Source organism: Roseobacter sp. FCG-D35, from assembly GCF_033436665.1.
Classification (GTDB): Bacteria; Pseudomonadota; Alphaproteobacteria; order Rhodobacterales; family Rhodobacteraceae; genus JAWQFO01.
The window spans coordinates 46,070-72,346 of the sequence record NZ_JAWQFO010000001.1; the positions used below are offsets into that span (position 1 = coordinate 46,070).

Annotated in this window: 22 protein-coding genes and 1 other RNA gene; 16 read left to right on the plus strand and 7 right to left on the minus strand. The window is 65.5% G+C overall.

What is annotated here, in order from left to right; translation table 11 throughout:
- Nucleotides 1-6 precede the first annotated feature (6 nt).
- The gene (fumC, locus tag R5H30_RS00225; RefSeq protein ID WP_318325972.1) at nt 7-1,398 is read right to left on the minus strand and encodes a class II fumarate hydratase; all 1,392 of its coding nucleotides are present in this window, start codon (nt 1,396-1,398) and stop codon (nt 7-9) included.
- A 204-nt stretch (nt 1,399-1,602) separates the two neighbouring features.
- On the opposite strand from fumC, the gene R5H30_RS00230 reads away from it, so the two are divergent.
- The gene (locus R5H30_RS00230; RefSeq protein WP_318325973.1) at nt 1,603-2,157 is read left to right on the plus strand and encodes a hypothetical protein; all 555 of its coding nucleotides are present in this window, start codon (nt 1,603-1,605) and stop codon (nt 2,155-2,157) included.
- 6 nt (nt 2,158-2,163) lie between these two features.
- Here the strand turns inward: R5H30_RS00230 and R5H30_RS00235 are convergent, their stop codons facing one another.
- From R5H30_RS00235 to R5H30_RS00245, 3 genes are all read right to left on the minus strand, one after another.
- Nucleotides 2,164-2,673, minus strand: a complete 510-nt coding sequence (locus R5H30_RS00235; RefSeq protein ID WP_318325974.1) for an SspB family protein — start codon at nt 2,671-2,673, stop codon at nt 2,164-2,166.
- Between the two features lie 89 nt (nt 2,674-2,762).
- Nucleotides 2,763-4,010: a chromate efflux transporter gene (gene chrA / locus R5H30_RS00240; RefSeq protein WP_318325975.1), complete on the minus strand. Its 1,248-nt coding sequence runs from the start codon at nt 4,008-4,010 to the stop codon at nt 2,763-2,765.
- Nucleotides 4,007-4,822, minus strand: a complete 816-nt coding sequence (locus R5H30_RS00245; RefSeq protein WP_318325976.1) for a chromate resistance protein ChrB domain-containing protein — start codon at nt 4,820-4,822, stop codon at nt 4,007-4,009. The genes chrA and R5H30_RS00245 overlap by 4 nt, the downstream gene beginning before the upstream one ends.
- Nucleotides 4,823-5,284: 462 nt before the next feature.
- Here R5H30_RS00245 and R5H30_RS00250 point away from each other — a divergent pair, with 462 nt between their 5' ends.
- Entirely contained in the window at nt 5,285-6,865 is a 1,581-nt protein-coding gene (locus tag R5H30_RS00250; RefSeq protein WP_318325977.1) for a ShlB/FhaC/HecB family hemolysin secretion/activation protein, read from the plus strand.
- Between the two features lie 17 nt (nt 6,866-6,882).
- Nucleotides 6,883-7,950 carry a hypothetical protein gene (locus R5H30_RS00255; protein ID WP_318325978.1) on the plus strand — a complete coding sequence of 356 codons (1,068 nt, stop codon included), beginning with the start codon at nt 6,883-6,885 and terminating at the stop codon, nt 7,948-7,950.
- Between the two features lie 115 nt (nt 7,951-8,065).
- Here the strand turns inward: R5H30_RS00255 and ssrA are convergent.
- Nucleotides 8,066-8,413: a transfer-messenger RNA gene (gene ssrA / locus R5H30_RS00260) on the minus strand.
- 100 nt (nt 8,414-8,513) lie between these two features.
- Complete coding sequence (locus R5H30_RS00265; protein WP_318325979.1) at nt 8,514-9,248, minus strand: FadR/GntR family transcriptional regulator; 735 nt, start codon at nt 9,246-9,248, stop codon at nt 8,514-8,516.
- 89 nt (nt 9,249-9,337) lie between these two features.
- On the opposite strand from R5H30_RS00265, the gene R5H30_RS00270 reads away from it, so the two are divergent.
- The 8 genes from R5H30_RS00270 (at nt 9,338) to R5H30_RS00305 (ending at nt 17,601) form a co-directional block, all read left to right on the plus strand.
- Nucleotides 9,338-10,126 (plus strand): DUF2182 domain-containing protein, encoded by a 789-nt coding sequence (locus tag R5H30_RS00270; protein ID WP_318326757.1) that lies wholly within the window; start codon nt 9,338-9,340, stop codon nt 10,124-10,126.
- Between the two features lie 2 nt (nt 10,127-10,128).
- The gene (locus tag R5H30_RS00275) at nt 10,129-10,836 is read left to right on the plus strand and encodes a DUF1326 domain-containing protein (RefSeq protein ID WP_318325980.1); all 708 of its coding nucleotides are present in this window, start codon (nt 10,129-10,131) and stop codon (nt 10,834-10,836) included.
- Nucleotides 10,833-11,342 carry a DinB family protein gene (locus R5H30_RS00280; RefSeq protein WP_318325981.1) on the plus strand — a complete coding sequence of 170 codons (510 nt, stop codon included), beginning with the start codon at nt 10,833-10,835 and terminating at the stop codon, nt 11,340-11,342. Before R5H30_RS00275 ends, R5H30_RS00280 begins: the two co-directional genes overlap by 4 nt.
- Before the next feature lies 1 nt (nt 11,343).
- A complete protein-coding gene (locus R5H30_RS00285) occupies nt 11,344-12,447 on the plus strand; it encodes a dimethylsulfoniopropionate demethylase (protein ID WP_318325982.1) in 1,104 nt (367 codons plus the stop codon).
- Nucleotides 12,448-12,533: 86 nt separating this feature from the next.
- Nucleotides 12,534-13,526: an acryloyl-CoA reductase gene (gene acuI, locus R5H30_RS00290; RefSeq protein ID WP_318325983.1), complete on the plus strand. Its 993-nt coding sequence runs from the start codon at nt 12,534-12,536 to the stop codon at nt 13,524-13,526.
- Nucleotides 13,527-13,592: 66 nt separating this feature from the next.
- Entirely contained in the window at nt 13,593-14,816 is a 1,224-nt protein-coding gene (locus R5H30_RS00295) for an aminotransferase class V-fold PLP-dependent enzyme (RefSeq protein WP_318325984.1), read from the plus strand.
- 76 nt (nt 14,817-14,892) lie between these two features.
- Nucleotides 14,893-16,311: a cryptochrome/photolyase family protein gene (locus tag R5H30_RS00300; RefSeq protein ID WP_318325985.1), complete on the plus strand. Its 1,419-nt coding sequence runs from the start codon at nt 14,893-14,895 to the stop codon at nt 16,309-16,311.
- Nucleotides 16,312-16,392: 81 nt separating this feature from the next.
- The gene (locus tag R5H30_RS00305; RefSeq protein ID WP_318325986.1) at nt 16,393-17,601 is read left to right on the plus strand and encodes a class I SAM-dependent methyltransferase; all 1,209 of its coding nucleotides are present in this window, start codon (nt 16,393-16,395) and stop codon (nt 17,599-17,601) included.
- A 104-nt stretch (nt 17,602-17,705) separates the two neighbouring features.
- On the opposite strand, the gene R5H30_RS00310 is transcribed toward R5H30_RS00305, so the two are convergent.
- Nucleotides 17,706-20,189 carry a methyl-accepting chemotaxis protein gene (locus R5H30_RS00310; protein WP_318325987.1) on the minus strand — a complete coding sequence of 828 codons (2,484 nt, stop codon included), beginning with the start codon at nt 20,187-20,189 and terminating at the stop codon, nt 17,706-17,708.
- Between the two features lie 206 nt (nt 20,190-20,395).
- Here R5H30_RS00310 and R5H30_RS00315 point away from each other — a divergent pair, with 206 nt between their 5' ends.
- The 5 genes from R5H30_RS00315 to R5H30_RS00335 are packed head-to-tail and all read left to right on the plus strand — an operon-like array spanning nt 20,396 to nt 26,266.
- Nucleotides 20,396-20,836 (plus strand): TrgA family protein, encoded by a 441-nt coding sequence (locus R5H30_RS00315; RefSeq protein ID WP_318325988.1) that lies wholly within the window; start codon nt 20,396-20,398, stop codon nt 20,834-20,836.
- 30 nt (nt 20,837-20,866) lie between these two features.
- Complete coding sequence (locus R5H30_RS00320; RefSeq protein ID WP_318325989.1) at nt 20,867-21,970, plus strand: NUDIX domain-containing protein; 1,104 nt, start codon at nt 20,867-20,869, stop codon at nt 21,968-21,970.
- Nucleotides 21,971-22,026: 56 nt separating this feature from the next.
- Nucleotides 22,027-23,064 (plus strand): cysteine synthase A, encoded by a 1,038-nt coding sequence (locus R5H30_RS00325; protein WP_318325990.1) that lies wholly within the window; start codon nt 22,027-22,029, stop codon nt 23,062-23,064.
- Nucleotides 23,061-25,550 carry a DUF3772 domain-containing protein gene (locus R5H30_RS00330; protein ID WP_318325991.1) on the plus strand — a complete coding sequence of 830 codons (2,490 nt, stop codon included), beginning with the start codon at nt 23,061-23,063 and terminating at the stop codon, nt 25,548-25,550. Before R5H30_RS00325 ends, R5H30_RS00330 begins: the two co-directional genes overlap by 4 nt.
- Nucleotides 25,547-26,266: an alanyl-tRNA editing protein gene (locus tag R5H30_RS00335; protein WP_318325992.1), complete on the plus strand. Its 720-nt coding sequence runs from the start codon at nt 25,547-25,549 to the stop codon at nt 26,264-26,266. Before R5H30_RS00330 ends, R5H30_RS00335 begins: the two co-directional genes overlap by 4 nt.
- The last annotated feature ends 11 nt before the right edge of the window (nt 26,267-26,277 follow it).

Sequence of the window (26,277 nt, forward strand, 5' to 3'; positions counted from 1 at the left end):
CCACGGTCACTTCGGCCCGATCATGTCTTCGGGGCGCACAACCCGGTCGAAGGTCTCGGCGTCGACGAAGCCCAGCGCAATCGCTTCTTCCTTCAGCGTTGTGCCGTTCTTGTGCGCGGTCTTGGCGACCTTGGTGGCGTTGTCGTAGCCGATCGTCGGCGCCAGGGCGGTGACCAGCATCAGCGACTCGTGCAAAAGCTTCTCGATGCGCGGCTCGTTGGCCTCGATGCCGTCCACCATGTTGTCGGTGAAGGCCGAAGCACTGTCGCCGAGAAGTTGCATCGACTGCAGCACATTGTAGCTCATCATCGGGTTGTAGACGTTGAGCTCGAAATGCCCCTGGCTGCCGGCAAACCCGACCGCCGCGTCGTTGCCCATGACATGCGCGCAGACCATGGTGAGCGCCTCGGCCTGCGTCGGGTTGACCTTGCCAGGCATGATCGACGAGCCGGGCTCGTTTTCGGGCAGGATCAGCTCGCCCAGCCCGCAGCGCGGACCCGACCCCAGCAGGCGGATGTCGTTGGCGATCTTGAACAGGCTCGCCGCCACCGTCTTGAGCGCGCCCGAGAACATCACCATCGCGTCATGCGCGGCCAGCGCTTCGAACTTGTTGGGGGCGGTCACGAAGGGCAGGCCGGTGATCTCGGCCATGTTCCGTGCCACCATCTCGGCCCACCCTTGCTTGGTGTTGAGGCCGGTCCCCACAGCGGTGCCGCCCTGCGCGAGTTCGTATATGTCGCCGAGACACGCCTGAACGCGCTCGATCCCCTTGCGGACCTGGTGCGCGTAGCCGCCGAATTCCTGTCCCAGTGTCAGCGGCGTGGCATCCTGCGTGTGCGTGCGCCCGATCTTGATGATGTCCTTGAACGCCTCGGACTTCGCTTCGAGCGCCGCGGCGAGCTTTTCGAGCCCCGGCAGCAGTACGTCGCGCGCCTGCATGGCGATGGCGACATGCATCGCCGTCGGGAACGTGTCGTTCGAGCTTTGCCCCATGTTGCAGTGATCGTTGGGATGCACCGGCGTTTTCGAGCCCATTTCGCCGCCCAGCATCTCGATCGCGCGGTTCGAGATCACCTCGTTGGCGTTCATGTTCGACTGCGTGCCGGATCCGGTCTGCCAGACCACCAGCGGGAAGTTGTCGTCGAACTTGCCCTCGACCACTTCCGAGGCCGCGGCCACGATGGCCTCGCCGATGTCCTTGTCGATGCTGCCAAGCTTGATATTGGCCTGCGCGCAGGCTTTCTTGACCACGCCGAGCGCCCGCACGATCGGGACCGGCTGCTTTTCCCAGCCGATGGGGAAATTCTTGATCGAGCGTTGCGTCTGCGCGCCCCAGTACTTGTCTGCGGGGACCTCCAGCGGTCCGAAGCTGTCGGTTTCGGTGCGGGTGGCGGCCATCGGGCATCTCCTGAAGCGTTTGCGACTGTCGGGCTGCGTTTAGCGGTCCCGGCCGGCTCACACAAGGATTTGAACGCAGGCGCCCGTCCGGAAGACCGCCGCCGGGCGTTGAGCGCAAGGTTGGATGTGCATGAAAGGCCATCTCGTTGTATGATGGTGGAAAATCACGCCGCGTCCGTGTTTCTGGTCGCAAGGAGTAGACCGATGTCCGTCAGAGTCCCGTTCCGCCCAATCCTGGCCCCGATCATCGCCGCGGGCCTGACGCTGCTTCTGACAATGGCGGCCGCGGCGCAGATCGAACCCTTCGTGGGATCCTATTCCGGCTCAGCCCAGGTCAGTTCCGCCGACGGGCGCAAGATCGACCGCGACATGAGCGTCCAGATCGCCGAAACCCGCGACGGTTTCCAGGTGAACTGGACCTCGACCACCTATCGCGAGGATGGGCGCATCAAGGAGGCGAAATATTCGATCAACTTCGTGCCCAGTGACCGAGCCGGGGTTTATGCCGCCGCGATGAAGCGCAACGTTTTTGGCCACGAGGTCCAGCTCGACCCGATGCGGGGGGAGCCTTACGTCTGGGCGCGCATCGTGGACGACACGTTGACGGTCTACTCGCTCTACGTCGATGCCGACGGCGGGTACGAGTTGCAGCAGTTCGACCGCAGTGTGGCAGAAGGCGGGCTCAACCTCGATTTCCAGACGATCCTCGACGGTGAGATCCAGCGCACCGTCTCGACCTTCCTCGAACGCGACGGGTGATCGCAGCTACTTGCGGAAACTGTCGAGCGACACGATCTCGGCGTCCTTGCCGGCTTCGCCAGCTGCCTCACGGTCGTCCTTGGCCTTGGATGCGGGCCGTGCGGCGGGCTTGGGAACCTTTGCAGACGGACGCGGCGTCGCGGCGTCGTCGTCCTCGTCGCTCGAATGGGTTTCGAACCGCAGCCCGAACTCCACGGATGGATCGACGAAGGTCTTGATCGCATCGTATGGAATATAAAGCGGCTCGGGCAGGTCGCCGAAGTTGAGCGTGATGGAAAACCCGTCATCGCCGACCTCGAGATTGTCGTACCAGTGCTGCATCACGACGGTCATTTCATCCGGATAGCGGTCCGACAACCAGTCGGCGAGCTCGGCATCGGGATGGCTGGTGTCGAAGGTGATGAAGAAGTGATGCGCCCCCGGCAGACCGTTTTGCGCGACATCGAGAAGGACCTTCCGGATGAGACCGCGCATGGCCTCATGCATGAGATTTCCATAGTCGATGCTGCGGTCCATCGGCGTCCCTGAGATCAAAGGCTTCCGTGGCTTCGAGCATAGCCGATTCCCGACTGGAAGGAAGGGGGGTGCGCAGGCCGCCGAGGCGATCAGATCAGGCTGGTCAATATGCCGGCAACTGCCATGACAAGAAGCGTTTCGCCAATGCTGCGCCGCAGGCCGAGCATCAGACCGGCGGCCAGAACCGTCAGCGCCGCGGCCCGGATGTCGAGCGTGGCGACGACGGGAAGGGTAAGCGGCAAACCCGCGACGGCGCGTGTTTCGGCAAAGAGCACATGCATGCCGAACCAAAGCGCGAGGTTCAGGATCACGCCGACCACCGCGGCGGTGATCGCGTCGAGCGCGCCCGAGAGACGCGGACGCCCCGCGATGGCGTCGAGGTAGGGGCCGGCGAGAAAGATCCAGAGGAAACAGGGAACGAAGGTCACCCAGAGCGCCAGCGCCCCGGCGACAAGCGCCAGTCCGAAGCCGCCCTCGAGATAGCCTGCCAGCAGGGCCACGAATTCGGTGACCAGGATCAGCGGGCCCGGGGTGGTTTCGGCAAGGCCCAGAGCGTCGATCATCTGTGCGGTGCTGATCCATCCGTGATCCGTGACCACGGTCTGGGTCATGTAGGCCAGCACCGCGTAGGCGCCGCCGAAAGTGACCACCGCGAGTTTGGAAAAGAACAGCCCGAGTTGCAGCAGAAAGGCGCTGTTCGTGACCCAGAGCAGCGGCAGCGGGGCCAGCCAGAGCCCGCCCCAGAACAGCAAGACCGGCAGGCTGCGCGACAACCGTGCGCCCGAAGGCGGTTCGGGCAGGGTACCCGGTCGCGCCACTACAGCACCCAGCAGTCCGGCGACAAGCACGATGAGCGGGAACGGCAGTCCGAAGACAAAGAGGGCAAGAAAAGCCGCCCCTGCCAATGCCCATGCGACACGCGAACCGAGGGCGCGGCGGGCGAGTTTCAGCAGCGCCTGAAGCACGATGACGATGACCGCGCTCTTGATCCCGAGAAAGGCGGCCTGGACCAGCGGCACGCGACCCCAGACCGCATAGAACAGCGCCAGCACGAGGATCACGGCGGCACCCGGCAGCACGAAGAGCAGACCGGCCACGAGCCCCCCGCCGATCCCGCGCAGGCGCCAGCCGGCGTAGGTGGCCAGTTGCATCGCTTCTGGGCCCGGCAGCAGCATGCACAGCGACAGCGCACGAAGGAACACTGCCTCGCTTAGCCAGCTTCGCTCTTCGACCAGTTCGCGATGCATCAGGGCGATCTGCGCCGCCGGCCCCCCAAAGGACAGCACACCGATGCGTCCGAAGACCCGGAAGAGGTCGCGAAAGGAGGGCGCGGTCATGCCTTGCGTTCCGCCGGCCAGTCGTGGCCTTCGCCCTGCCCATCGCGCGCCCAGCGGTAGAGCGCGTCGTAAAGCGCCAGGCCTGCGTCAAGCTGGCGGCTGTCGTCGCGGTACTGCCGCGACAAACCGACCGAAATGGCCAGCAGCCCGGCGGCTTCCGGGGCAAGATCGTGACGATTGGTGTCCGCCGCGCGGATGACCTTTGCCAGTCGCTGCAAGGCCGGCGTGGCGAGGCCGAAGGCGCCCAGCATCGTGTCGAAACTGCACTTGTCGCCCTGGTGGGACCAGAAGGCGCCTTCGATGTCGAAAGGGGTCGCGCCGAAGCGCGCGGCCACGCCTTCCACCTCCGAAGGTGCGACGAACAGAAATCGTGCGTCCCGGTCGACAAAGCGCCGGATCAGCCAGGGGCAGGCGATCCGGTCGATCTTCGGCCGATGGCGTGTCACCCAGAGCGTTGCCCCGCCGACAGGTTCGGGGATCGCGCCGAACGGCACCCGAGGCGCCGCATCGAGCGCGCGCCAGCCATGCATGCCGCCCTGCAGGTATTGCGCGTCGATGCCGTCCGCGCGCAACCAGGCCGCCAGCCCCTGCGACAGTTTGAGTCCCTTCTGGCAGGCCAGAATGCAGGCTCTGCCGGCGAGGCGGGTCTTGAGGCCTTCGACATCGCGGAACGGATGCCGGACAGATCCGGGTATGAGATAGGGGCCCGCGGCAAAGTCCTCGTCCGTGCATAAGTCGACGATGACCGGCGCATCGGGCAGGCCGATAAGCCGCAAGAGCTGTGCGGGCACGATTTCATTCGGTGCAGCCATGAGCATGAATCCCTTGTCAGAGCGGATACATGCGAACTTGGGCTGGCGCCTCACGGGGTGTTCGCAGCCGATGGACCCCATGCAATAAAGGTCGCCGCCGGACAGGGCGATGTCAAGCACGCGGGGCGCGCGCCTTGCCCGTGAGGCGGAACGGCAGACCGTCCGATGGACCTACATCGCTATCGCGCCCGGCCGTCGTGGAGGCCGCACCCCTTTTTCCAAAAGTGGGTATCAGACCGCCGTCCGGCCGATGCAGTCTATGTTGCAGCCTCATTGCGAGCCCCGCACCTCTGACATCTGTCCCGGTGAGCTCTCCTTTTGCGTGTTTCTGGCAACAGATCTGTGACGATTGCCCGCGATTTGCACGCCAGTGCCCAAATCGGCTCAACCATAGGTTAACGTCTCGTAAAGGGTTGCTTTGCGAGCCTGCGCGAAGGACCGATCTACAGCGGAGTTGCACCCGTGACCGAGAAGACTTTCCGGCCCGTCTCACGCACCCATGGCTGCACGCGCGCCGTGATATTTGGCGCGACGCTGGCGTTCGCTGCGTTAACGGCATTGCCGGGGCTGGCGCAGAACGCATCGGCGACGGAGTTTCCGATCCATGGCGTCCGCTCATATGATCCGGGACACCTTCTGGAATTCGCCTACGCCCATGTCGCGGAAACCGACGGCGTCGTCACCGCGGATCGCCTGGCCGAGGCGGTCGAGCTGATCTACCACGAAGACGGGTACTTCATGGCACGTGCCTGGGTCGTGCCTGCCAACAACGGGCACGGATTGTCACTTGTCGTCGACGAGGGCAGTATCGACCACGTCGAGATCGCGGGGGCGGACGCGCGGACCGGCCGGCGCATCGCGGGCTATTTCAGCCACGTGACGGACGACGTGCCCCCGCACATCGGCGATTTCGAACGTGCGCTCATGCTGTCGGACGACCTGAGCGGCACCTACGTGACGTCGGCCATCGAGATGCCGGACGGGCCAGGCGGGGCGACGGTCATCCTCGAGGTCGCCCAGGACCGCCAGCACGGCAGCTTTACCCTGGACACCCCGCCGGGCGAACAGGAATCCGCACTCGGTGCCTACCTGGTTCAGGAGTTTTACGGTGTGGGCGCGGCAGGGGACATGCTGCGCGTCGAACTCGGTGCGACGAGTTACTACAAGGAAGGCGACACCGATTTCTACGGCGAGCTCACTTACCGCATCCCGGTCGGCGATGCCGGGGCCTACTTCGAGGCGCTTGGCGGCAACCTGCGCAGCGGCCGGTCCGAGGACGGCCCGCTGGTTGCCACGGACCTGACCGGGCTCGACTATGGCATCGCCTTCGGATTTCCCATCCGGCGCACCATCGGACATTATTCGTACATCCTGTTCGAGGCGTTTCATTCCGAAATCGAAAGCGAGGGCGGCGGCGACACGTTCGTCAGCGCCGCCGAGGTTCTTGCGGCGTCCTGGATCCGTGGCGATGCGCATGACAACGGCAGCTCGACCGAGTTCGCGGCGACCCTTGCCACCGGTCGGCGCGCCGAGGACTCTCCCACGCCCTTCGACGACGGTGACGACGATTTCTGGTACCTGCGCTTTGGCGCCGGGCTCGAGGCGCCGCTCGGCGGGCAGGCCAGCGGTTACTGGCTCGATACCGACATGTGGGCGCAATACAGCCCGAACCGGCTGCCGTCGGTCGAGCAGCTTTACTTCGGCGGCCGCGGGTCTCTGCGCGGATACTTCGCCGGCGAGATCGGCGGAGACCAGGCGGTCGGTGCAACGGTCAGTGTCGGCCGCTCGCTCGGCGGCGGCGGGTGGCGCGCGCTCGAAGGCTGGTCGCCGTACCTGTTCTTCGACGCGGCCTATGTCTTCAACGAAGAGCCCAGCAGCATCGAGGTGGGCGAGGACTCGCTCTATTCCGGAGGGCTTGGCGTGCAACTTGCTTTCGTGGAAAATTACGACGTCGACATGTGGGTCGGCGTGGCCGGCAAGGACGGACCGGTGACCGAGAGCGGCGACACCACCGCCTACATAGGAGTGACAAAGTCATGGTAGGACATGGGCGGTACGCATTGGCTGTCTTGGTGTTGATGGCGGCGTCGCAGGGCGAGGCGGCGGGCAACCATTATGGCTGGTGCATCGGGGTCGGAAACCCGCACCGGACCGCGAACTGCGACCACGCCGCCACCGGCACCGGCACGGGGGGCAGCACCACGACACAACCCAGCACGGTGACGCCGTCCACCGGCACCACGACCACGCTCGGTCCGACCCAGCCCGCGATGCAGACGCCGGTTCTCGCACCGACCCTGCAGCCGCAGCAGGTGCCGCAGAGGGTGCCCCAACGCGTGCCGCAACCGATACCGCAGCGCGTGCCACCAAAGAAATCCAATACCGGCGGCGGATACCATCAGGTCCCGCCGACACAGAATGTCGCCGTTCCGACGCCGCTGCCGCAACGCACCCCGCAGATCGTGCCGCCGACGATCAATGTGCCGCCGCACAAGGTCACCGCCGTCCCGAAACCGCTGCCTCAGCGACAGCCCGTGCTGGTCCCGCCGCTTGCGCCGCAGCGTGTGCCCGGGCGCGTTCCGACCGCGCAGCCGAGCGCGATCCCTGTACTTGTCCCGCCGCTGGTTCCGCAGAGAGTTCCGAACCGGGTTCCCAATCAGGTGCCGACGGCGACGCCAGGGGCGATCCCGGGGGCCATCCCGATCCTGCGCCCTCAGCCGACCGTCCCGATCCGACCCGTCAAGGGTCCGGCGACCGTTTCGCTGACCACCGTGCCCGGCACGCAGGTCGTCACCGGCGGACCCGGTACCTCGGTGCGTCCACCGCTGCGGCCGGGCGGGTCGCGGACCCTGACCAACAACGGCCACACGATCGGCACGGTGGTCCCGATGCACACGCCCGCGAAACCCGGCCGCCAGCCCGAGCATCGACGACCGATATTCGAAACCACAAAAAGCCATCGCTATTCCGAGTGCATCTCGGCGGGATACGGTGCCCGACGGCTCGACCAGGCCACCGGCACAATTCGCCACGCCGGCGAAATCGACAGCTTCGCACGGGACGTCCCCGCCCGGCATCCGAACCGCGCCCACTGCCTGGTGCAGATACACCACCGCAAGCGGCGCTAGAAAATCGGCAGCGCGGGGGGCCGGGTAGCACCGGTCAGCTGTATGCGCGCGTGATCCAGGATCACAGTGGTGCGACAGCGCCGTCGTTTCCATATCCGTGATGTCAGGGAGTGAAAGTGCAGGCTTCTGTTGCCAGGTGCCTGCGAACCCCGCCTCACGCTGCTAGGCGAGAGGGCTTAGATTTCGGTAGATCCGACTGCTTACGCAGCCATTGCCACCGGAGCACGATTGTCGTTTGCAACTATGCTTTTCGGACCGATAACGGTGGTACCTCACCGGGACAAGGCAATCCCCTTTAGACGTTCGTCGATCCTGTTTCGGCCCCATGATCCCCAAACGAAGGATGGTGGTGGAGCCGCCGGGTACCGCCCCCGGGTCCGATCCGCTTATTACGAGCGCGTTTATGTCCATAGTCCCGAAGGACGAGACAAATATAGGCGAGCGTGGGGCGATTTGCAATCACCAGCACGCAAGACCGGTTACCAGTTCTTGGACATTTACGGGCAAGGCTTGTGGCCGCCGGTCTCGTCGAAATTACATCGGTTTCGGGCTGCAAGCCGTTGTCACCGCTTGTTTCTTTCACGCTCCGCGAAAACGTCGCGGCCAAGACGCAGGGTTTCCGCCTCGAGCGCCAGCAGCCCGTCTCCCGCGCCCGGCCCGTCCTTGGACGCCACCGCGTCGGCGATATCGCGGTGCAGGGCGACGATGCGTTCGCGCGAGCGGGCGGTGAAGGTGATCATGTTCATCAGCGGCTGCATCGCTTCGACCGCCCCGGCAAGCTGGTAGGAAAGCACGGGATTGCCCGCGCCGTCGACCAGCGCGCGGTGAAAGGCCACGTCCGAGGCGCAGAACGCCTCGTCCGAAAGCGCGGGATCCGATTGCCGCGCGATCTCGGTTTGCATCGCCTCGAGATGGGGTGCCTGCCGCCGCTGGGCCGAGAGCGGCGCGCAGGCCCTTTCCAGCGCGAACCGCGCCTCGCAGGCGGTCTCGAAGCTGATCGCGTTCATCGACAGAAGCAGTGTCGAGGTGGTGATCTGCTGTGCCTGCGCCTCTTGGAACGACAGCCGGTTGACGAAGGCGCCGCCGCTGGCGCCGCGCTGGGTGCGGATCAGCGATTGCGCGGCAAGCCGCTTCAGAGCCTCGCGCACTGTGGGCCGCGAGACGCCGAACTGTTCGGAAAGCTCGGCCTCGGATGGCAGGCGCTGGTCGACGATCAGCCGCCCCTGGACGATGGCGTCGCGCAACGCGGCCGCGATCCGGGCGGACAGGTCCTCCGGTCTGGCAGGCGTGGCGGTCATGGGCGCTTTGCGGAAATCATTTGTCTTACATTTAATTGTCTGGCATTTGAATGGCAAGCAGCGAGTCGCAACGGGAGGCAACGGCGCGGATGATGCAGGTCGCACGATCGACGCTCTGGCTGGCGTTCTTCGCGGCGATCCTCGCGTCGTGGGTGGTGATGTACACCCAGAGCATCGGCATGGGGCTCGACCTGCTCGGGCGACCCGGCCCGATAGCCGAGGCGATGCGGAACATGGACCCCAACATGGACATGGCGATGCCCATGGCCGAATTCGGGCCGCTCTGGACCATGTGGGCGATCATGATGGCGGCGATGATGCTGCCGACTTTGGTGCCGACCCTGCGTGCCTACGAGGACCTGATGACGAGTGCCGGCGCGACCCGGGCGGGTTGGGCAGGGGTGGTTGTGGGGTATTTCGCGGTCTGGGTGGGGTTCGCCGGGCTCATCGCCGTGGCGCAACTGGCGCTGCTTCACGCAGGGTTCGTCGACATGCTGGGCATCGCCCGGTCGCCTCTGCTGGCCGGCCTGCTGCTGATCGCTGTGGGCCTGTTCCAGTTCAGCCGAACCAAGGAGATCTGCCACGGCGTCTGCCACTCGCCCGCGATGTATTTTGTCACGCGATGGAAGGCCGGGGCGGCGGGCGGTCTGCGCATGGGTGCAGGGCTCGGGGCTTTTTGCGTCGGTTGCTGCTGGGGCTTCATGGTTCTGGGTTTCGTCGGCGGTGTCATGAACCTCGCCTGGATGGGCCTTGCGACACTTTTCATGATCATCGAAAAACTGCCGCAGGTCGGTCACCACGTGACACGCCCGATGGGTGTCGTACTGACGCTCTCGGGCATCGTGCTGATCGGCTGGACCACGGCAACGGGAGGATAGAGATGGCGGTCAATCGAAAACAAAAGGCGGACAGGCTGCCGATCAGCCAGCGCATCGACAGCCGGATGCCGAACCCGAAGCGTCGGCAGGCGACGCCGACGGAATGGGCGATCAAGGGCGAGTTGTTCCTGAACTGCTCGTGCGAAGTGTTTTGCCCCTGCGTCGTCAGTCTCGGGGCGCATCCGCCGACCGAGGGGCATTGCCACGCCTGGATGGCGGTCGCCATCGACGAGGGGCATTACGAGGGCGAAGACCTCTCCGGCCTCAACATCGGGCTTCTGGTCGATATTCCCGGCCGGATGGGCGAGGGCAACTGGAAGGTCGCGGCCTATGTCGACGAACGCGCCAGCGGCAAGGCCTACAACGGGATCCTGCAGATCTTCAGCGGGGCCGCGGGCGGAACCACGGGGCTTTTCACCATGCTCGTGAGCGAGATCATCGGGGCCGAGCGGGCGCCGGTCGAGATCGTGCGGGACGGGCGCAAGCGCTCGATCCAGATCGGACGCCGCATTCAGGGCGAGATCGAGCTGATCACCGGCAAGGACCCGGAGCATCCCGTCGTGGTGAGCAACTCGAAATACTGGATGGGGCCGGACATTCTCGTGGCCAAAGGCCTCAAGAGCCGCGTGCGCGATTACGGTCGGGTCTGGGATTTTGGCGGCAAGTCGGCCGAGGTCTGTCCGATCGACTGGAGAGGCCCGAACGCATGATCGCGCCCGGGTACGTCGTCACGATGGCCCGCTACAATGCCTGGCAGAACGGGCAGATCACGCAGGCGTTCAAGACCATGCACGCCGCCGACCTCTACGTGGATCGGGGCGCTTTCTTCGGCTCGCTGCTCGGGACGGCGAACCATCTGCTCTGGGGGGACAGGATGTGGATGTCGCGCTTTGACAGGTCAGTGACGCGCCCCGAGGGCGGGATCAAGGAGAGTCCCGGACTTTGCGAGAGTGTCGATGCCTGGGCTGCGGCGCGGGACGAGATGGACGGGCGCATCAAGAGTTGGGCGAAAGGTCTGCAAGACGCTGATATCAAAGGCGATTTGACCTTCTTTTCCGGCGCGCTCGGGCGCGAGGCGACCGTGCCGATGTGGCGGTGCGTCACGCATATGTTCAATCATCAGACCCACCATCGCGGTCAGATCCACGCGATGCTGACGGCGGCGGGCGCGACCGCGCCGGTCAGCGATCTCTTCATGATGCCGCAGGAGGTGTGACATGGCGCTGCTGTCTCCCTCGCGCCGGGTGCGCCGAACCCCGTTCTCGGACGGGGTCGAGGCAGCGGGCGTCAAGGCCTATACGGTCTACAACCGCATGCTGTTGCCGACGGTTTTCGAGAGCGTTGAGGCGGACTATCACCACCTGAAACGGCACGTTCAGGTCTGGGACGTCGCCTGCGAGCGACAGGTCGAGTTGCGTGGACCTGACTCGGCGAGGCTGGCGCAGATGCTGACGCCGCGCGACCTGCGCGGTATGCTGCCGGGGCGCTGTGCCTACATGCCCATCGTCGACGAGACCGGCGGGATGCTGAATGACCCGGTGCTGGTCAAGCTGGCCGAGGATCGCTGGTGGGTGTCTATCGCCGACAGCGACCTGATGCTCTGGATCAAGGGCATCGCAAACGGCTACCGGCTCGACGTGCTGGTCGACGAACCCAATGTCAGCCCTTTGGCCGTGCAGGGCCCGAAGGCCGAGGACCTCGTGGCACGGGTGTTCGGCGAGGCCGTGCGCAGCGTGAAATTCTTCCGCTTCGGCCTCTTTCCCTTCGAGGGCCGTGACCTCGTCGTGGCCCGTTCGGGCTATTCCAAGCAGGGCGGTTTCGAGATCTACGTCGAGGGCTCCGACATCGCGATGCCGCTCTGGGACGCACTGATGGCAGCGGGCGAGGATCTCGGCGTGCGGGCCGGCTGCCCGAACCTGATCGAGCGGATCGAGTCCGGGTTGCTGTCTTATGGCAACGACATGACCGACGACAACACGCCGCACGAATGCGGGCTGGGCCGGTTTTGCGACACCCAGACCGCCATCGGCTGCATCGGACGCGACGCCTTGCTGCGCGTGGCCAAGGAAGGCCCGGTCAAGCAGGTCCGCGCCATAGCAATCGAAGGCGACAGGGTGCCGGGCTGCGACCGTCCCTGGTCGATTGTCGCGGGCGGGCAGCGCGTGGGGCAGGTGACCTCGGCGGCCTGGAGCCCGGATCATGGGACCAACGTCGCGATCGGCATGGTGCGCATGACGCATTGGGATCCGGGGACCCGGATCGAAGTCGAGACAGCGGACGGGATGCGGTCGGCGGTCGTGCAGCCCGGGTTCTGGGCCTGAAAACCGCCCGTCGGACCCTGGCGGCAAGCCCATTGGAAATCATAGTTGCGCGGCAAATCCCGCCACAAGGATACAGGAGAAACAAGATGTTCAAGGCACTCGTGGTCGAGAAGAACGAGGCGGATGGCAAGACTTCCGCAGCCGTACAGGAGCTTTCGGAAGATCAGTTGCCCGAAGCCGAAGTCACGGTGGCGGTGGAATACTCCACCGTGAACTACAAGGACGGGCTCTGCATCGGACCGGGCGGCGGGTTGGTGCGCAAGTATCCGCACGTGCCGGGCATCGATTTCGCCGGGACGGTCGAGACCTCTGCGGACGACCGCTACAAGCCTGGCGACAAGGTGGTTCTGACCGGCTGGCGCGTGGGGGAGGCCCATTGGGGCGGCTACGCGCAGAAGGCCCGCGTCAAGGCAGACTGGCTGGTCCCGCTGCCCGACGGACTCGACACCCGGCAGGCGATGGCGGTGGGCACGGCGGGCTTCACCGCGATGCTGGCGGTGATGGCGCTCGAGGATCACGGGCTGACGACGGGCCACGGACCGGTGCTGGTCACCGGGGCCGCGGGCGGCGTGGGATCGGTCGCCGTCGCGATCCTTGCGGCCCTCGGCCACGAGGTCGCCGGGGTGACCGGGCGGCCCGAGACCGAAGACTACCTCAAAGGCCTCGGCGCCAGCCGGATCGTTCCGCGCGAAGAGATCGCCGAGACCGTCAAGCGGCCGCTGGAAAGCGAAACCTGGGCCGGTTGCGTCGATGCCGTGGGAGGCCCGATGCTGGCCCGCGTTCTGGGGCAGATGAAATACGGTAGCAGCGTCGCCGCGGTGGGGCTTGCCGGCGGCGCGGATCTCCCCGCGACGGTGATCCCGTTCCTGCTGCGCGGCGTGAACCTGCTGGGCATCGACTCGGTCATGCAGCCCTACGACAACCGCGTCCGCGCCTGGAAGCGCATCGCCGAGGTGCTGCCAATGGACAAGCTGGACTCGATGGTTCACCCCGCCACGCTGGAGGACCTGCCGCAGCTTGGCCGCGACATCCTGAAGGGACAGGTGAAGGGCCGCGTCGTCGTCGATTTGAACGGCTGAGTCGCGCCGGGGCAGGGCGCGCGTTCCGGGCTTGACCTTGCGCGTGCACCGCACGAGGGTCGCGCCATGACTCTAGATACCGACTTCGTCCGCGCCCAGTTCCCCGCCTTTTCCGTTCCAGCCCTCGAGGGCCAGGCCTTCTTCGAGAACGCCGGCGGCTCCTACACCTGCCGGCAGGTCGTCGACCGGCTGACGCGCTTCTACACCGAGCGCAAGGTGCAGCCCTACGCACCTTACACCGCCAGCCGTCTCGCCGGAGAGGAGATGGACGAGGCGCGCCGCCGCATGGCCGCGATCCTCGGCGTCGAGTCCGACGAGTTGAGCTTTAGTCCCTCGACGACGCAGAACACCTATGTGCTGGCGCAGGCCTTCGCGCAGATGATGCAACCGGGCGAGGCCATCGTGGTGACGAACCAGGATCACGAGGCCAATTCCGGCCCGTGGCGGCGGCTGGCCGAGCGCGGCATCGACATCCGCGAATGGACCATCGACCCCGAGACAGGCCACCTCGATCCGGCGAAACTCAACGACCTGCTCGACGACAAGGTCCGCCTTGTCTGCTTTCCCCATTGCTCGAACGTGGTGGGCGAAATCAATCCCGTGGCCGAGATCACCGCGCGCGCCCATGCCGCCGGAGCTTTCGTCTGCGTCGATGGCGTGTCCTATGCCCCGCACGGCTTTCCCGACGTCGGCGCGCTGGGCGCGGACATCTACCTCTTTTCCGCCTACAAGACCTATGGACCGCACCAGGGGCTTATGGTGATCCGGCGCGCGCTGGGCGCGGCCTTGCCGAACCAGGCGCATGTCTTCAACGGCGACGTGCTGTACAAGCGGTTCACCCCGGCAGGTCCCGATCACGCGCAGGTTGCCGCCTGCGCCGGCATGGCGGATTACGTCGAGGCGCTGCACGGGCATCACGGCGGCACCGGGGAGACCCCCTCGGAAACCGGGCGCGCCGTGCACGACCTGATGCGTGCCCGCGAGGTCGAGCTGTTGCAACCGCTTCTCGACGCGGTGTCCGCGCGCAATTCGGTTCGGTTGATCGGACCGGCGCAGGCGGAACGACGTGCGCCCACCGTGGCGCTGGCACTGGATCGCCCGGGCGAGGCGGTGGCGGCAGAACTTGCGGGGCATGGCGTGATGGCAGGCGGCGGAGACTTCTACGCGGGCCGTGCGCTGGGCGCGGTGGGTGTCGATCCCGGCAAGGGCGTGCTGCGGCTGAGTTTCACGCACTACACCAGCCGCGCCGAGGTCGACCAGCTGCTGAACGCACTCGACGACGTCCTCTGACGCCATTCGCTTCATGCGTGTTTGAACCGTGCGAAACCGGGCTACCTGTCTGACATCAGGCAAGGAAAGGCCCGTTTTGAGCACTTCAGCGACACTCGTCTGGTTCCGCCGCGACCTGCGGCTGACCAACCACCCGGCGCTTGACGCCGCTTGCAAGCGCGGCGGCCCGGTCATCCCGGTTTTCATCCGCGACGCGCAGGTCGACGGGCTCGGCACGGCGCCGCAATGGCGGCTCGGCCTCGGGCTGGAGCATTTCGCCGAGCGTCTGGCGGAGAAAAACAGCCGTCTGATCCTGCGCAGCGGCAAGGCGCTCGATGTCCTGCGCGACCTCATCGAGGAAACCGGCGCCGGGGCGGTTTACTGGTCGCGCCTCTACGATACCGACGCAATCGATCGCGACGCCAAGGTGAAGTCGGCCCTCAAGGACGACGGAATCGAGGCGGAGTCGTTTCCGGGGCATCTGATGTTCGAACCCTGGACCGTCGAGACCAAGCAGGGCGACTATTACAAGGTCTACACGCCGTTCTGGAACGCGGTGAAATCGCGCGATGTCGATACGCCGCTCAGCGCGCCGAAAGACATTAAGGCGCCCGGCCAGTGGCCTTCCAGTGACGACCTCGACGACTGGACGCTGGGCGCGGGCATGAAGCGGGGGGCCGAAATCGTGCGGCCCTACGTGCAGCTTGGGGAAGAGGCGGCGCAATCGCGGCTCGCTGCCTTCACCGGTCATTCCATCGCCGACTACAAGGAAATGCGGAACTGTCCTGCGGTCGACGGCACCTCGGGCCTGTCGGAGAACCTGTCGCTGGGCGAGATCAGCCCGCACCAGTGCTGGCACGCCGGAATGCGCGCGCGCGAGGACGGCAAGGCCGGTGCCGAGACATGGCTCAAGGAGCTGGTCTGGCGCGAGTTCGCCTATCATCTTCTCTATCACACGCCCCACATCGTCGAAGAGAACTGGCGCAAGGAGTGGAAAAGCTTTCCCTGGCGCGAGGACCGGCGGCTGAAGGAGGTGACGGCGTGGGAACAGGGGCGCACCGGCATCCGCTTTGTCGACGCCGCGATGCGTGAGCTTTATGTGACCGGGCGGATGCACAACCGCACCCGGATGATCGTGGCGAGCTACCTGTGCAAGCACCTTATGATGCACTGGCGGATCGGGCTGGAATGGTTCGAGGATTGCCTGATCGACTGGGACCCGGCGAGCAATGCGCTAGGCTGGCAATGGGTCGCCGGCAGCGGACCGGACGCGGCACCCTACTTTCGCGTTTTCAACCCCGACACCCAGCGCGAGAAGTTCGACCCCGACAGCGACTACCTGCGGCGCTGGATCGCCGAAGGGCAATCGCAGCCGACCGAGACCGCGCTGAGCTATTTCGAGGCCGTTCCTGAAAGCTGGAACCTGTCGCCCAAAGACGAATATCCCGCACCGGTTGTAGCGCTCGACGCCGGGCGGGAAAAAGCGCTCGAGGCCTACGAAAATCGTGATTTTTGAAACCGTTGCCCGATTGGCCACGTATATCTAGCATTGCAAACGGGGAGGCGCGCGGAGCGCCGCGTAAAAGATGGGTGACGAATGATCCTGACCAGTACCGAAGGCGCGCACGCGTTGCCGCGCTATTTTACCCGCGTCTTCGCGGCGGCGCAGGAGATGAACCACGGCCGGGTCGATTTCGTCCTGCCGGATGGGCGTGTGTTCCGGGCCGAGGGGCGCGGTCCTGGCCCGGTTGCGGTGCTCGAAATCCACAACGACGAACTCTTCGCGCGGCTGGTGCGCGAAGGCTATCTGGGGTTCGCGGACGCCTATCTTGACGCCTGGTGGTCGACACCCGACCTGCAGGCCTTCATGGACCTTCTGCATGCCGACAACGACGATCTCTACGACGGGTTCGGTGGCATGGCGCTGGCGCGGCTCTATGAACGCCTGCGGTTCTGGCTGCGCGGCAACTCGAAATCGCAGGCGCGGCGCAACATCAGCCACCATTACGATCTCGGCAACGACTTCTACCGCCTCTGGCTCGACGATACGATGACCTATTCCTCGGCGCTGTTCGAGACCGGACAGGAAAGCCTCGAGGCCGCACAGCATGCAAAATACGCCTCAATGGTGGACCAGATCGGGGCGCGGCCGGGCGATCATATCCTCGAGATCGGCTGCGGCTGGGGCGGGTTCGCCGAATACGCGGCGCGTGAGCGCGGCCTGCGTGTCACCGGCCTGACGATCAGCCAAGAGCAGTTGAAGTACGCACAGCAACGCATTGCGAAGGCGGGACTTTCCGATCTCGTGACACTCAAGCTTCAGGACTACCGCGACGAGCGCGGCCTTTACGACGGCATCGCCTCGATCGAGATGTTCGAGGCCGTCGGTGAACGCTACTGGCCGGTCTACTTCCGGGCCGTCGGCGACCGGCTGAAGCCCGGCCGTTCGGCGACCTTGCAGATCATCACGGTCAAACACGACCGATGGGAGATCTACCGGCGCGGGGTCGATTTCATCCAGAAGCACATCTTTCCCGGCGGCATGCTGCCCAGCCCGGTCGTGTTGCGCGAACAGGTCCAGAAAGCCGGGCTTGCGGTCGAGCGGTCGGTGGAATTCGGCCAGAGCTACTCGGTCACGCTGCGGCGATGGCATGACAGCTTCAACGAAAAGTGGGACCAGGTCAGCGCGTTGGGGTTTGACGACCGCTTCCGGCGCATGTGGAACATGTATCTGACCTCCTGCGCGGCGACCTTTGAAAGTGCGAACTGCGACGTCACGCAGATCACCCTGCGCAAGCCGGCCTGACTGTGTGATTTATTGTCCGGGTCGGGATGCCCGGTTGCCTCGGACAAAAGGTCTCGGAGCGCGCGGCCTCATTGTGCGGACCGGGCGCGGTGCGTCGGTGAACGTCAAGCCGCTTGCGGCTCCTTCACAGGGTCCGTGTGGTCGAGGAACTCGGCGACTGCACAGGACAGGCGTTGCTCCAATTGTGACAGCTTTTCGGTGTGGTCCATGTTGTCGCGCGCGAGTGAAACGTTCGACTTCGCCATACTGTCGAGTTGCCCGATCGCCGCGCAGATCCGGTCGACGCCGTCACTTTGCCGCGTGCCGACGGCGAGCACCTGTTCGATCACCTCGCGTACGCCTTCCAGCGTCTCGCGGATCTCGAGAATGGCATCCCCGGTGTGCTGCACGTGATCGACGCCCTGGTTGATGCTCTTGACACTCTCAGTGATCAGCGCGCCGATCTGGTTCGAGGCCTCGGCGCAGCGGATGGCGAGACCCCGCACCTCCGACGCGACAACCGCGAACCCCTTGCCGGCTTCGCCCGCGCGCGCCGCCTCGACCGACGCATTGACCGCCAGGAGGTTGGTCTGAAAGGCGATGGCATCAATCGTGGCGACGATCTTTTCCATCTCGGTTGCCGCGCCTTCGATGCGCGACATGGTGGTTGTGGCATTCCGCGCGACTTCCTGACCGTCGACGGTCTTGGCCTCGAGCGCCAACATCAGTTCCTTGCAGCGACCGAGGTTGTCGCGGTTGCCCGCGATCGTCGTCGAAAGGCTGTCGGTTGCGGTGGCGCTTTCGGCAGCGGTGCGGGCCTGCTCGCCCGAGCGATCCGTCAGCTGGATTGCCCCTGTCCGCAGGTCCCGCGTGGCCGACCCGACCATCCCGACGCCCTCGGCAATGCCGAGAAACGCGGCCTTCAGACGATCAAGCGACGTGTTGGTGGCCCGGCTGATCTCGGCGAATGTGCCCTTGTGGGTCGCGCGCATACGCTCATCCAGACGACCCTCGGCCAGGGCCGCCATGATGCGGCGAATATCGGCCAGCGCGTCTTCGGTCATGGATGCGATGCTGTTTATGCCTTCCGCAACGTCGCGCCACAGGCCGTCGAGATTGTCGACCGGCATCCGCTGGGAAAAATCGCCCGAGGAGCAGGCCCGCACGGCCTTCTGCAGCGCGCGCACGCCGCGGTCCTGGGCTTCGGCTTCGTCCCTTTGCGTTTCGAGCAGCGCGGCGTCACGCTTGCGTTGGGTGTCGACGACCGTCTCGGCCGTTTCGAGGATCTGGTTGACACCTTCACCCAGGACAAGCGCCGGCCCTTTCAGGTTGCGGAGTTGCAATCGTGCGCCGAAGTCGCCGTCCGAGACCGCGGCGCAGACCCGCCGGATTCCCTCTGCTGACGCCTGTTCAAGCTCGGCCTGTTGCTCGGCCGTGCGTTTCCGCTCCAGCTCCGCGGTCCGGAAGTTTTCCAGCGCGGCGGTGATCTTCGACAGGTCAGCCTGTGGTGCCTGCAGGATCTCAGTTTCGATATCTCCATCCGCGAGGCTTGCGACGCGGTCGGCCGTGGCCCGCATGGACGCGACAGTGATCCGGACGAGGTATCCGGCGGTCAGTCCGAAAATGGCCGCCACAACCACCCATTGCAGGATGCCCGTCCGGATGTCGACGGCAGCGGCAGCGAGCGCTTCGTCCATGTGGGAGGCGATTTCCCCGGCGCCGGAATCTTCGATGTCCTTGATCATCTCGATCAGCCGCGTGATCGTGGCAAACCAGTCCTCCGGGCTCACGGCCAGGATACCGCCTTGATCGTCCGATGCGACAACGGCGCGCAACTCCTTGACCCGGGACGCCTCGGGCGACGCCTCCATGGTGTCGATCATCCCGATGACGTCCGGAGACGCGATGCTCCGGTAAATCGAAAGAAGCGTCGCCTGCTGGCCGATCAGGCCCGCGAACCGCTGCTTGAGTTCGGGCGGAAATACGCCGCCGTTGTCTTGCGCCCGTGCGAAACCGGCTGCACCGGTCGCGCGTTCGAGGCCGATGATGTCCTTCGCCGTCATGAAAACCGAATGCCGCTGGACGGCGCGCGCGGCGTCGGAATTGGACATGTGACGCCCGATTTCCGGTAGAAGCCCGATTGCCGCGCGGTTGAGCGTCGTCAGCGCACCGACCGCCTCCGCGACCTCGAGACCGAGCGAATCGACGCGGCCCCGCAAGTCCGCCAGGCCGTCGAGTTTCGACAGAAGCCCGTCCATCGCCGTCTCCATCTCGGCGCCGGTCTGCGAGGTTTGCCGCAAGGTGTCGATGGCCGCGCGCAGATCGACGATCGTGGCGTCGCTTTGCTTTCGCTGTTCCGGCAGGACTTCGGCGAAATTCGCACCCCCGCTCGAAAGGAACCCGGCGCTGGCGCCGCGTTCCTTCTGCACCTCATGGGTCATGCGGCCGATATCCATCGAGATCGCCGTCAGCAGGGCATCGTTCTGCAGGGCGCGGCGTTCCGCGATCAGCCGCGTGATCTGAGAGCCGGCATAGACGGTGACTGCGGCAAGCCCCATGAGAGCGAGAATTCCCATGGCGCGGGAAACGGCGAGTGATCGGACGGTCATCTGTCATCTTCCTGTGCTGGGATTTTCTTCGCACTACGGACAAATGCTTAAGGAACTCTCAGCGGACTTGGGATGGGCGCCGCGAGCCGGGGCAGGGCAAGCGTGGATCGTGTCGCAATTCGTGCCGGGAAAGGTCACAAATTCGCCGGAATATCGTGGCAATTGCGGAAACAATCCGCTTCGAGCCGACCATCCGGAGGTGACTTATGCCCGATTCCGCTCGCCTGATCGCTGCCGCCTGCGTCGGCGCGCTGGGGTTTCTCGTGTCCTTCCTGATCATACCGCTGATGCCCGAAAGCACCTATTTCGGCTACTTCGTCTGGATCAATCTCGCGCTTGGCGTTTGCGCCGGCTGGATCGTGATGGGAAAACGCGCGGGCCGGGGGGTGACGGCGGCGATCAACAACGGGCTCGGCGGCACGATGACGCTCGTCGTGTGGGGGCTGTTCGTCTACGCCTGCTACGAGATGTTCAGCAAGGCGATGGACAACTGGTACAAGAACCCCTTCGACGCGTTGATCGCGGTCTTCGAGCTGATGGCCAAGTACGGCCTCGTCCTCGTCGACCCGGCCGTCTTGATGCTGTTGATCGGCGGCGGTATCGTTTCGGGACTGTTTACCGAGCTGGCCTGGCGCAACTGGCGCTGATCCGGCGCAAGACGCGGGGCGGGGCGCGCCGTGACCAACGTCGTATTCTATGGAACCATCCGGCACAAACCGCTGCTCGAGGTGGTGGTCGGTGACCTGTCCCATCTTGACCTCAGCGACATTTCCTTGCCGGGCTACGCCGCACGCCGCATCGCGGGCGAAGACTACCCCGTGCTCGTCCCCGAAGACGGCGCCACCGAGACCGGCCTGCTTGTCGAGGGGCTGACCGATGCGGACCTGTCGCGCATCGTCTATTACGATAGCGCGTTCGGCTGTGCGCTGACCGAACTGGCGCTCGAGGGCACGACCGCGCTCTTCTTCGTGAGCGAGCGCCGCAATCTCGAACTGGCCGATCGCTGGTCATTGGAGATCTTCGAGAAGACGAGGGCCGAGATGACTTGCCTCGCGGCGCGCGAGGTGATGGGCTACATCGGCCGCAAGTCGCCGGAACAGGTCAACAGGATGTTTCCGATGATCCGCGCGCGCGCCGCGTCGCGCTTGCGCGCCGAACGGGCGCCGCGCCGGGGCGGGCGTTTCGAGGGCCATGTCGAGATCGAGGACCGGACACGCGAATATGCCGACTTTTTCGCGCTCGACGACATGCAATTGCGCCACGAACGCTTTGACGGAACCATGACCGAGCGCCTCGGGCGCGCCGTCTTCATTGCGGCCGATGCCGCGCTTGTGCTGCCCTACGACCCGGTCCGCGACCGGGTACTGCTGGTCGAGCAACTGCGCATGGGTCCGCTTGCCCGGGACGACCGCCAATGCTGGCAGTTCGAACCCATCGCGGGGCGCATCGACGATGTCGAAACGCCCGAACACGCCGTGCGCCGCGAGGCGCGCGAAGAAGCCGGGCTCGAACTCGGCGCGCTGCATCGCGTTGCGGAGGTCTACCCGACGCCGGGGACCTCGACGGAGTTCTACTATCTTTACGTCGGCATCGCCGACCTTCCGGACGGTGCCGGCGGTCACGGCGGTCTCGACGCGGAACACGAGGATATCCGGTCGCATGTCATCGCGTTCGACGCCCTGCTCGAGCTGTGCGACACCGCCCAGGCGGCGAACGCGCCGCTGGTCATGGCCGCCTACTGGCTCGCACGGCATCGTGAGCGCCTGCGCGGCGAGGCTTGAGGTCGTTCCCGCGCGCCGATAGAGGTTGAAGCGACGCGAGAGGAAGGGTGATCCGGATGCACGTTGCAAGCGACCTGGCGGCAGCCATTGGAAACACACCGCTGATCCGGCTGAAGGGCGCGAGCGAGGCGACGGGCTGCGAGATCCTCGGCAAGGCCGAGTTCATGAACCCGGGCCAGTCGGTCAAGGATCGTGCGGCGCTCTACATCATCCGCGATGCCATCGCGCGCGGCGAGCTGCAGCCCGGCGGCACGATCGTCGAAGGCACGGCCGGAAACACAGGGATCGGTCTTGCGCTGGTCGGCGCATCGATGGGGTTTCGCACCGTCATCGTGATCCCCGAGACCCAGAGCCAGGAAAAGAAGGACATGCTGCGCCTGGCCGGGGCCGAGCTGGTGCAGGTGCCTGCCGCGCCCTACCGCAACCCCAACAACTTCGTGCGTTACTCCGAACGCCTGGCCAAGGAGCTTGCGAAAACCACGAACAAGGGCGTGATCTGGGCCAACCAGTTCGACAACGTGGCCAACCGGCAGGCGCATGTCGAGGGCACCGGACCCGAGATCTGGGAGCAGACCGGCGGCAAGGTCGACGGGTTCATCTGCGCCGTCGGATCGGGCGGGACGCTGGCCGGTGTCGCGCAGGCCCTGCAGCCCAAGGGCGTCAAGATCGGTCTTGCCGACCCCGACGGGGCGGCACTCTTCAACTGGTACACCAAGGGCGAGCTCACCCTGACCGAAGGCTCCTCGATCAACGAAGGCATCGGTCAGGCGCGAATCACGAAGAACCTCGAAGGCTTCACCCCGGACTTTTGCTACAACATTCCCGACAGCGAGGCGCTGCCCGTCGTGTTCGATATGCTCGAGCATGAGGGGCTCTGCCTCGGCGGTTCCTCCGGCATCAACGTGGCCGGTGCGATGCGCATGGCGCGCGACATGGGCAAGGGCCATACCATCGTGACGGTGCTCTGCGACTACGGCACGCGCTACCAGAGCAAGCTCTTCAATCCTGATTTCCTGCGCGAGAAGGGTCTGCCGACACCGGGATGGCTCAGCGAGGCGCCTGCCTCGATCCCGGGCGTCTTCGAAGACGTATGACGCGGGTGCTTCGGCGGGCGCTGATCGGCCTGTTGCTGGCCTGCGCGACCCTTGCCCACGCGCAAGATCCCGGACCGGTGCAGGATCCGCCTGAGGCGTCGGCGGACCCGGCTGCAGAGGGCACGTCCGATAGTGCTGTTGCTTCGGACGCGCCCGACACCGACACGGCCCCGGACGCGGACCAGAGTGGCGAGGGGGCCGATCCTCCGGCGGCGGACGAAGATCTGCGCGGGACCGGCGCCGATCCGGTCTGGGAGGAACTGGCCGCACGAACCGAGCAGCAACTCGACCTTGCCGATCAGGCGACCGTTCAGCAGCTCGAGGACCGCCGCAGCCAGCTCGCGTCGTGGCGGGCACGGTTCGCCGAGGCGCGCAACGCCAATTCCGAACGAATCCAGACGCTCGAAGCGCAGATCGAGGCTCTGAAACCGGCGGTACCGCCGGAAGAGCAGGAAGCGGAAGGTTTCGAAGAGCCGCCCGACGTCGTCAGGCGCCGCCAGGCGCTCGAGACGCAATTGGCCGAACTTCTCGCCCCGGTGCAGGTGGCGGACGAGGCCTATCGCAGGGCCGACGGGCTGATCCGGGAAATCGACCAGATCATCCGGCAGAAACAGGCGCGCCGGCTGCTCGAACTGGGCCCATCCCCACTGAATCTGCTCCATTGGCCCGTGGCAGTCAGCGAGATCCGGCAGATTTTTGCGAACATCGCCGCAGAGCGCGCGCTCTGGAGCGACCCGGAACGCAGGCAGCAGGTGCGCGACAACCTTCCCGCGATCATCCTGTTGCTGCTGATTGCGGTCGTGTTCGTCTACAAAGGTCATGACTGGGCGGAAAGAGCACATGCAGCGCTCAATCGCTACGCCGGACATGGCACGTCCGTCTGGTCCTTCCTGGTATCGCTGTTCCGCATCATCCTCCCGCTCATCGGGCTGATTGCGCTGACCTCGGCTTTTGTGTTGTCGGGATTGTCGGGCGAACGCATCAGCCAAATTCTTTTTGCCGTGCCGATCTGGGGCCTGATCCTGCTCGGCTTCCGCTGGCTGGCCGAACGCCTGTTCTCGGCCGACGCCGAGGAAGCGCTGATCGACATGTCGGACGAACAACGGGCAAGGGCACGGCTCTACGTCGCGATCCTGTCCTATCTCTTCGTTCTGCGCGGTGCTCTGCGGCTTCTGGCCGAGCTTGATCCGATTTCTCCCGAGACCGAGGCGGTCGGGGCTTTTCCGATCGTCGTGGCGATCGCGATCTTCCTGGGTTTCTTCGGTCGTCTGCTTCAGAACCATTCGGTTCAGGTACAAAACGACGAGGACGAGAACGGCAACCGGCGCGTTTTGACGCGCTTCTTGCAGACACTGGGCACGGGTGTCGTCATCGTTTCCGTCGTTGCCCCGGTCATGGCCGCGGTGGGCTACGCCGAAGCCGGAAACGCGCTGCTTTACCCGACCTTGATGACCCTCGTGCTGCTTGGTCTGCTGCTGGTTCTGCAACGGTTCGGAGCGGACCTCTACGGTCTTTTGACGCGGCAAGGTGCGCGCGGGCGCGACGCGCTCGGCCCGATCCTGATCGGATTCGTGCTGACCCTGATGGCGCTTCCGCTGCTGGCCCTCATCTGGGGCGCGCGCGTTGCCGACCTGACCGAGCTCTGGACCGAATTCAAGGCCGGCTTCACCATCGGCGACACGACCATATCGCCGGAAGACTTCCTGACCTTCCTCTTCGTCTTCGCGATCGGGTACTCGCTGACCCGCCTCGTGCAGGGTGTGATGCGCGGCGCGGTGCTGCCGCGCACGCGTCTCGACATCGGCGGGCAGAACGCGCTGGTGGCCGGGCTGGGCTACGTCGGCGTCCTGCTGGCCGGTCTGATTGCCGTGACCACCGCCGGCATCGACCTGTCGGCGCTCGCCTTCGTCGCCGGCGGCCTGTCGCTCGGCGTCGGCTTCGGCCTGCAGACCATCGTGTCGAACTTCGTCTCGGGGATCATCCTGCTGATCGAACGCCCGATCTCGGAGGGTGACTGGATCGAGGTCGGCGGCGAGATGGGGTACGTGCGCGACATCTCTGTCCGCGCCACACGGATCGAGACCTTCGACCGGACCGATGTCATCGTCCCCAATTCGGATCTCGTCAGCGGGCGGGTCACGAACTACACGCGCGGCAACACGGTCGGGCGGCTGATCGTCACCGTCGGGGTCGCCTATGGCAGCGATACCCGGAAGGTCGAGACCATCCTGCGCGAGGTCGCCGAAGAGCAACCGATGGTTCTGGCCAACCCCGCCCCCTTGATCGTCTTCGACGGCTTCGGCGACAGCGCGCTCGAGTTCCAGATCCGGGTCATCCTGCGCGACGTGAACTGGATCATGAACGTCAAGTCCGACATGAACCACGCCATCGCCGAACGCTTCGCCGCCGAGGGGATCGAGGTGCCGTTCCCGCAGCGTGACCTGTGGCTGCGCAATGCCGAGAGCCTGAAAGGAGACCCGGCGTGACGATCGAGCTGTTCCGCGAGGACGCCTACCTGCGCGACGCCCCCGCGATGGTCCATTCGATTACGCAGGAAGGCGGCATCGTTCTCGACAGGTCGGTCTTCTACCCAACCGGCGGCGGCCAGCCCGGAGACAGCGGGCGGCTGTCCTGGCCGGGCGGAGCGATCGGCATCGCCACCGCGGTGCGGACCCATGACGGGGCGATCGCTCTCGTGCCCTCCGAACCGGGCGGCATCCCGGAGCCTGGGACACAGGTCGAACAGGCGCTCGACTGGGACCGGCGGCATCGCCACATGCGCGTGCACACCGCGCTCCACCTCTTGTCGGTGGTGCTGCCCTTCGGCGTCACCGGCGGCTCCATCGCCGCGACCCACGGGCGGCTCGATTTCGACATGGCCGACGCGCCCCAGGACAAGGCCGAGATCGAGGCGCGTCTCAACGATCTCGTGGCGCAGGACCTGCGTGTCGCCGAGCAATGGATCACCGAGGACGAACTCGACGCCAATCCGGGCCTGGTCAAGACGATGGCGGTGATGCCGCCACGCGGGACAGGGCGCATCCGTCTCGTGCGCATCGGCGCAGAGAATGACCCTGTTGACCTCCAGCCCTGCGGCGGCACCCATGTCGCGCGACTGGGCGAGATCGGCTTGCTGCGTCTGGGCAAGATCGAGAAGAAAGGCCGGATGAACCGCCGCGTCTACGTGCATCTCGACAGCTGAGTGCGCCGCAT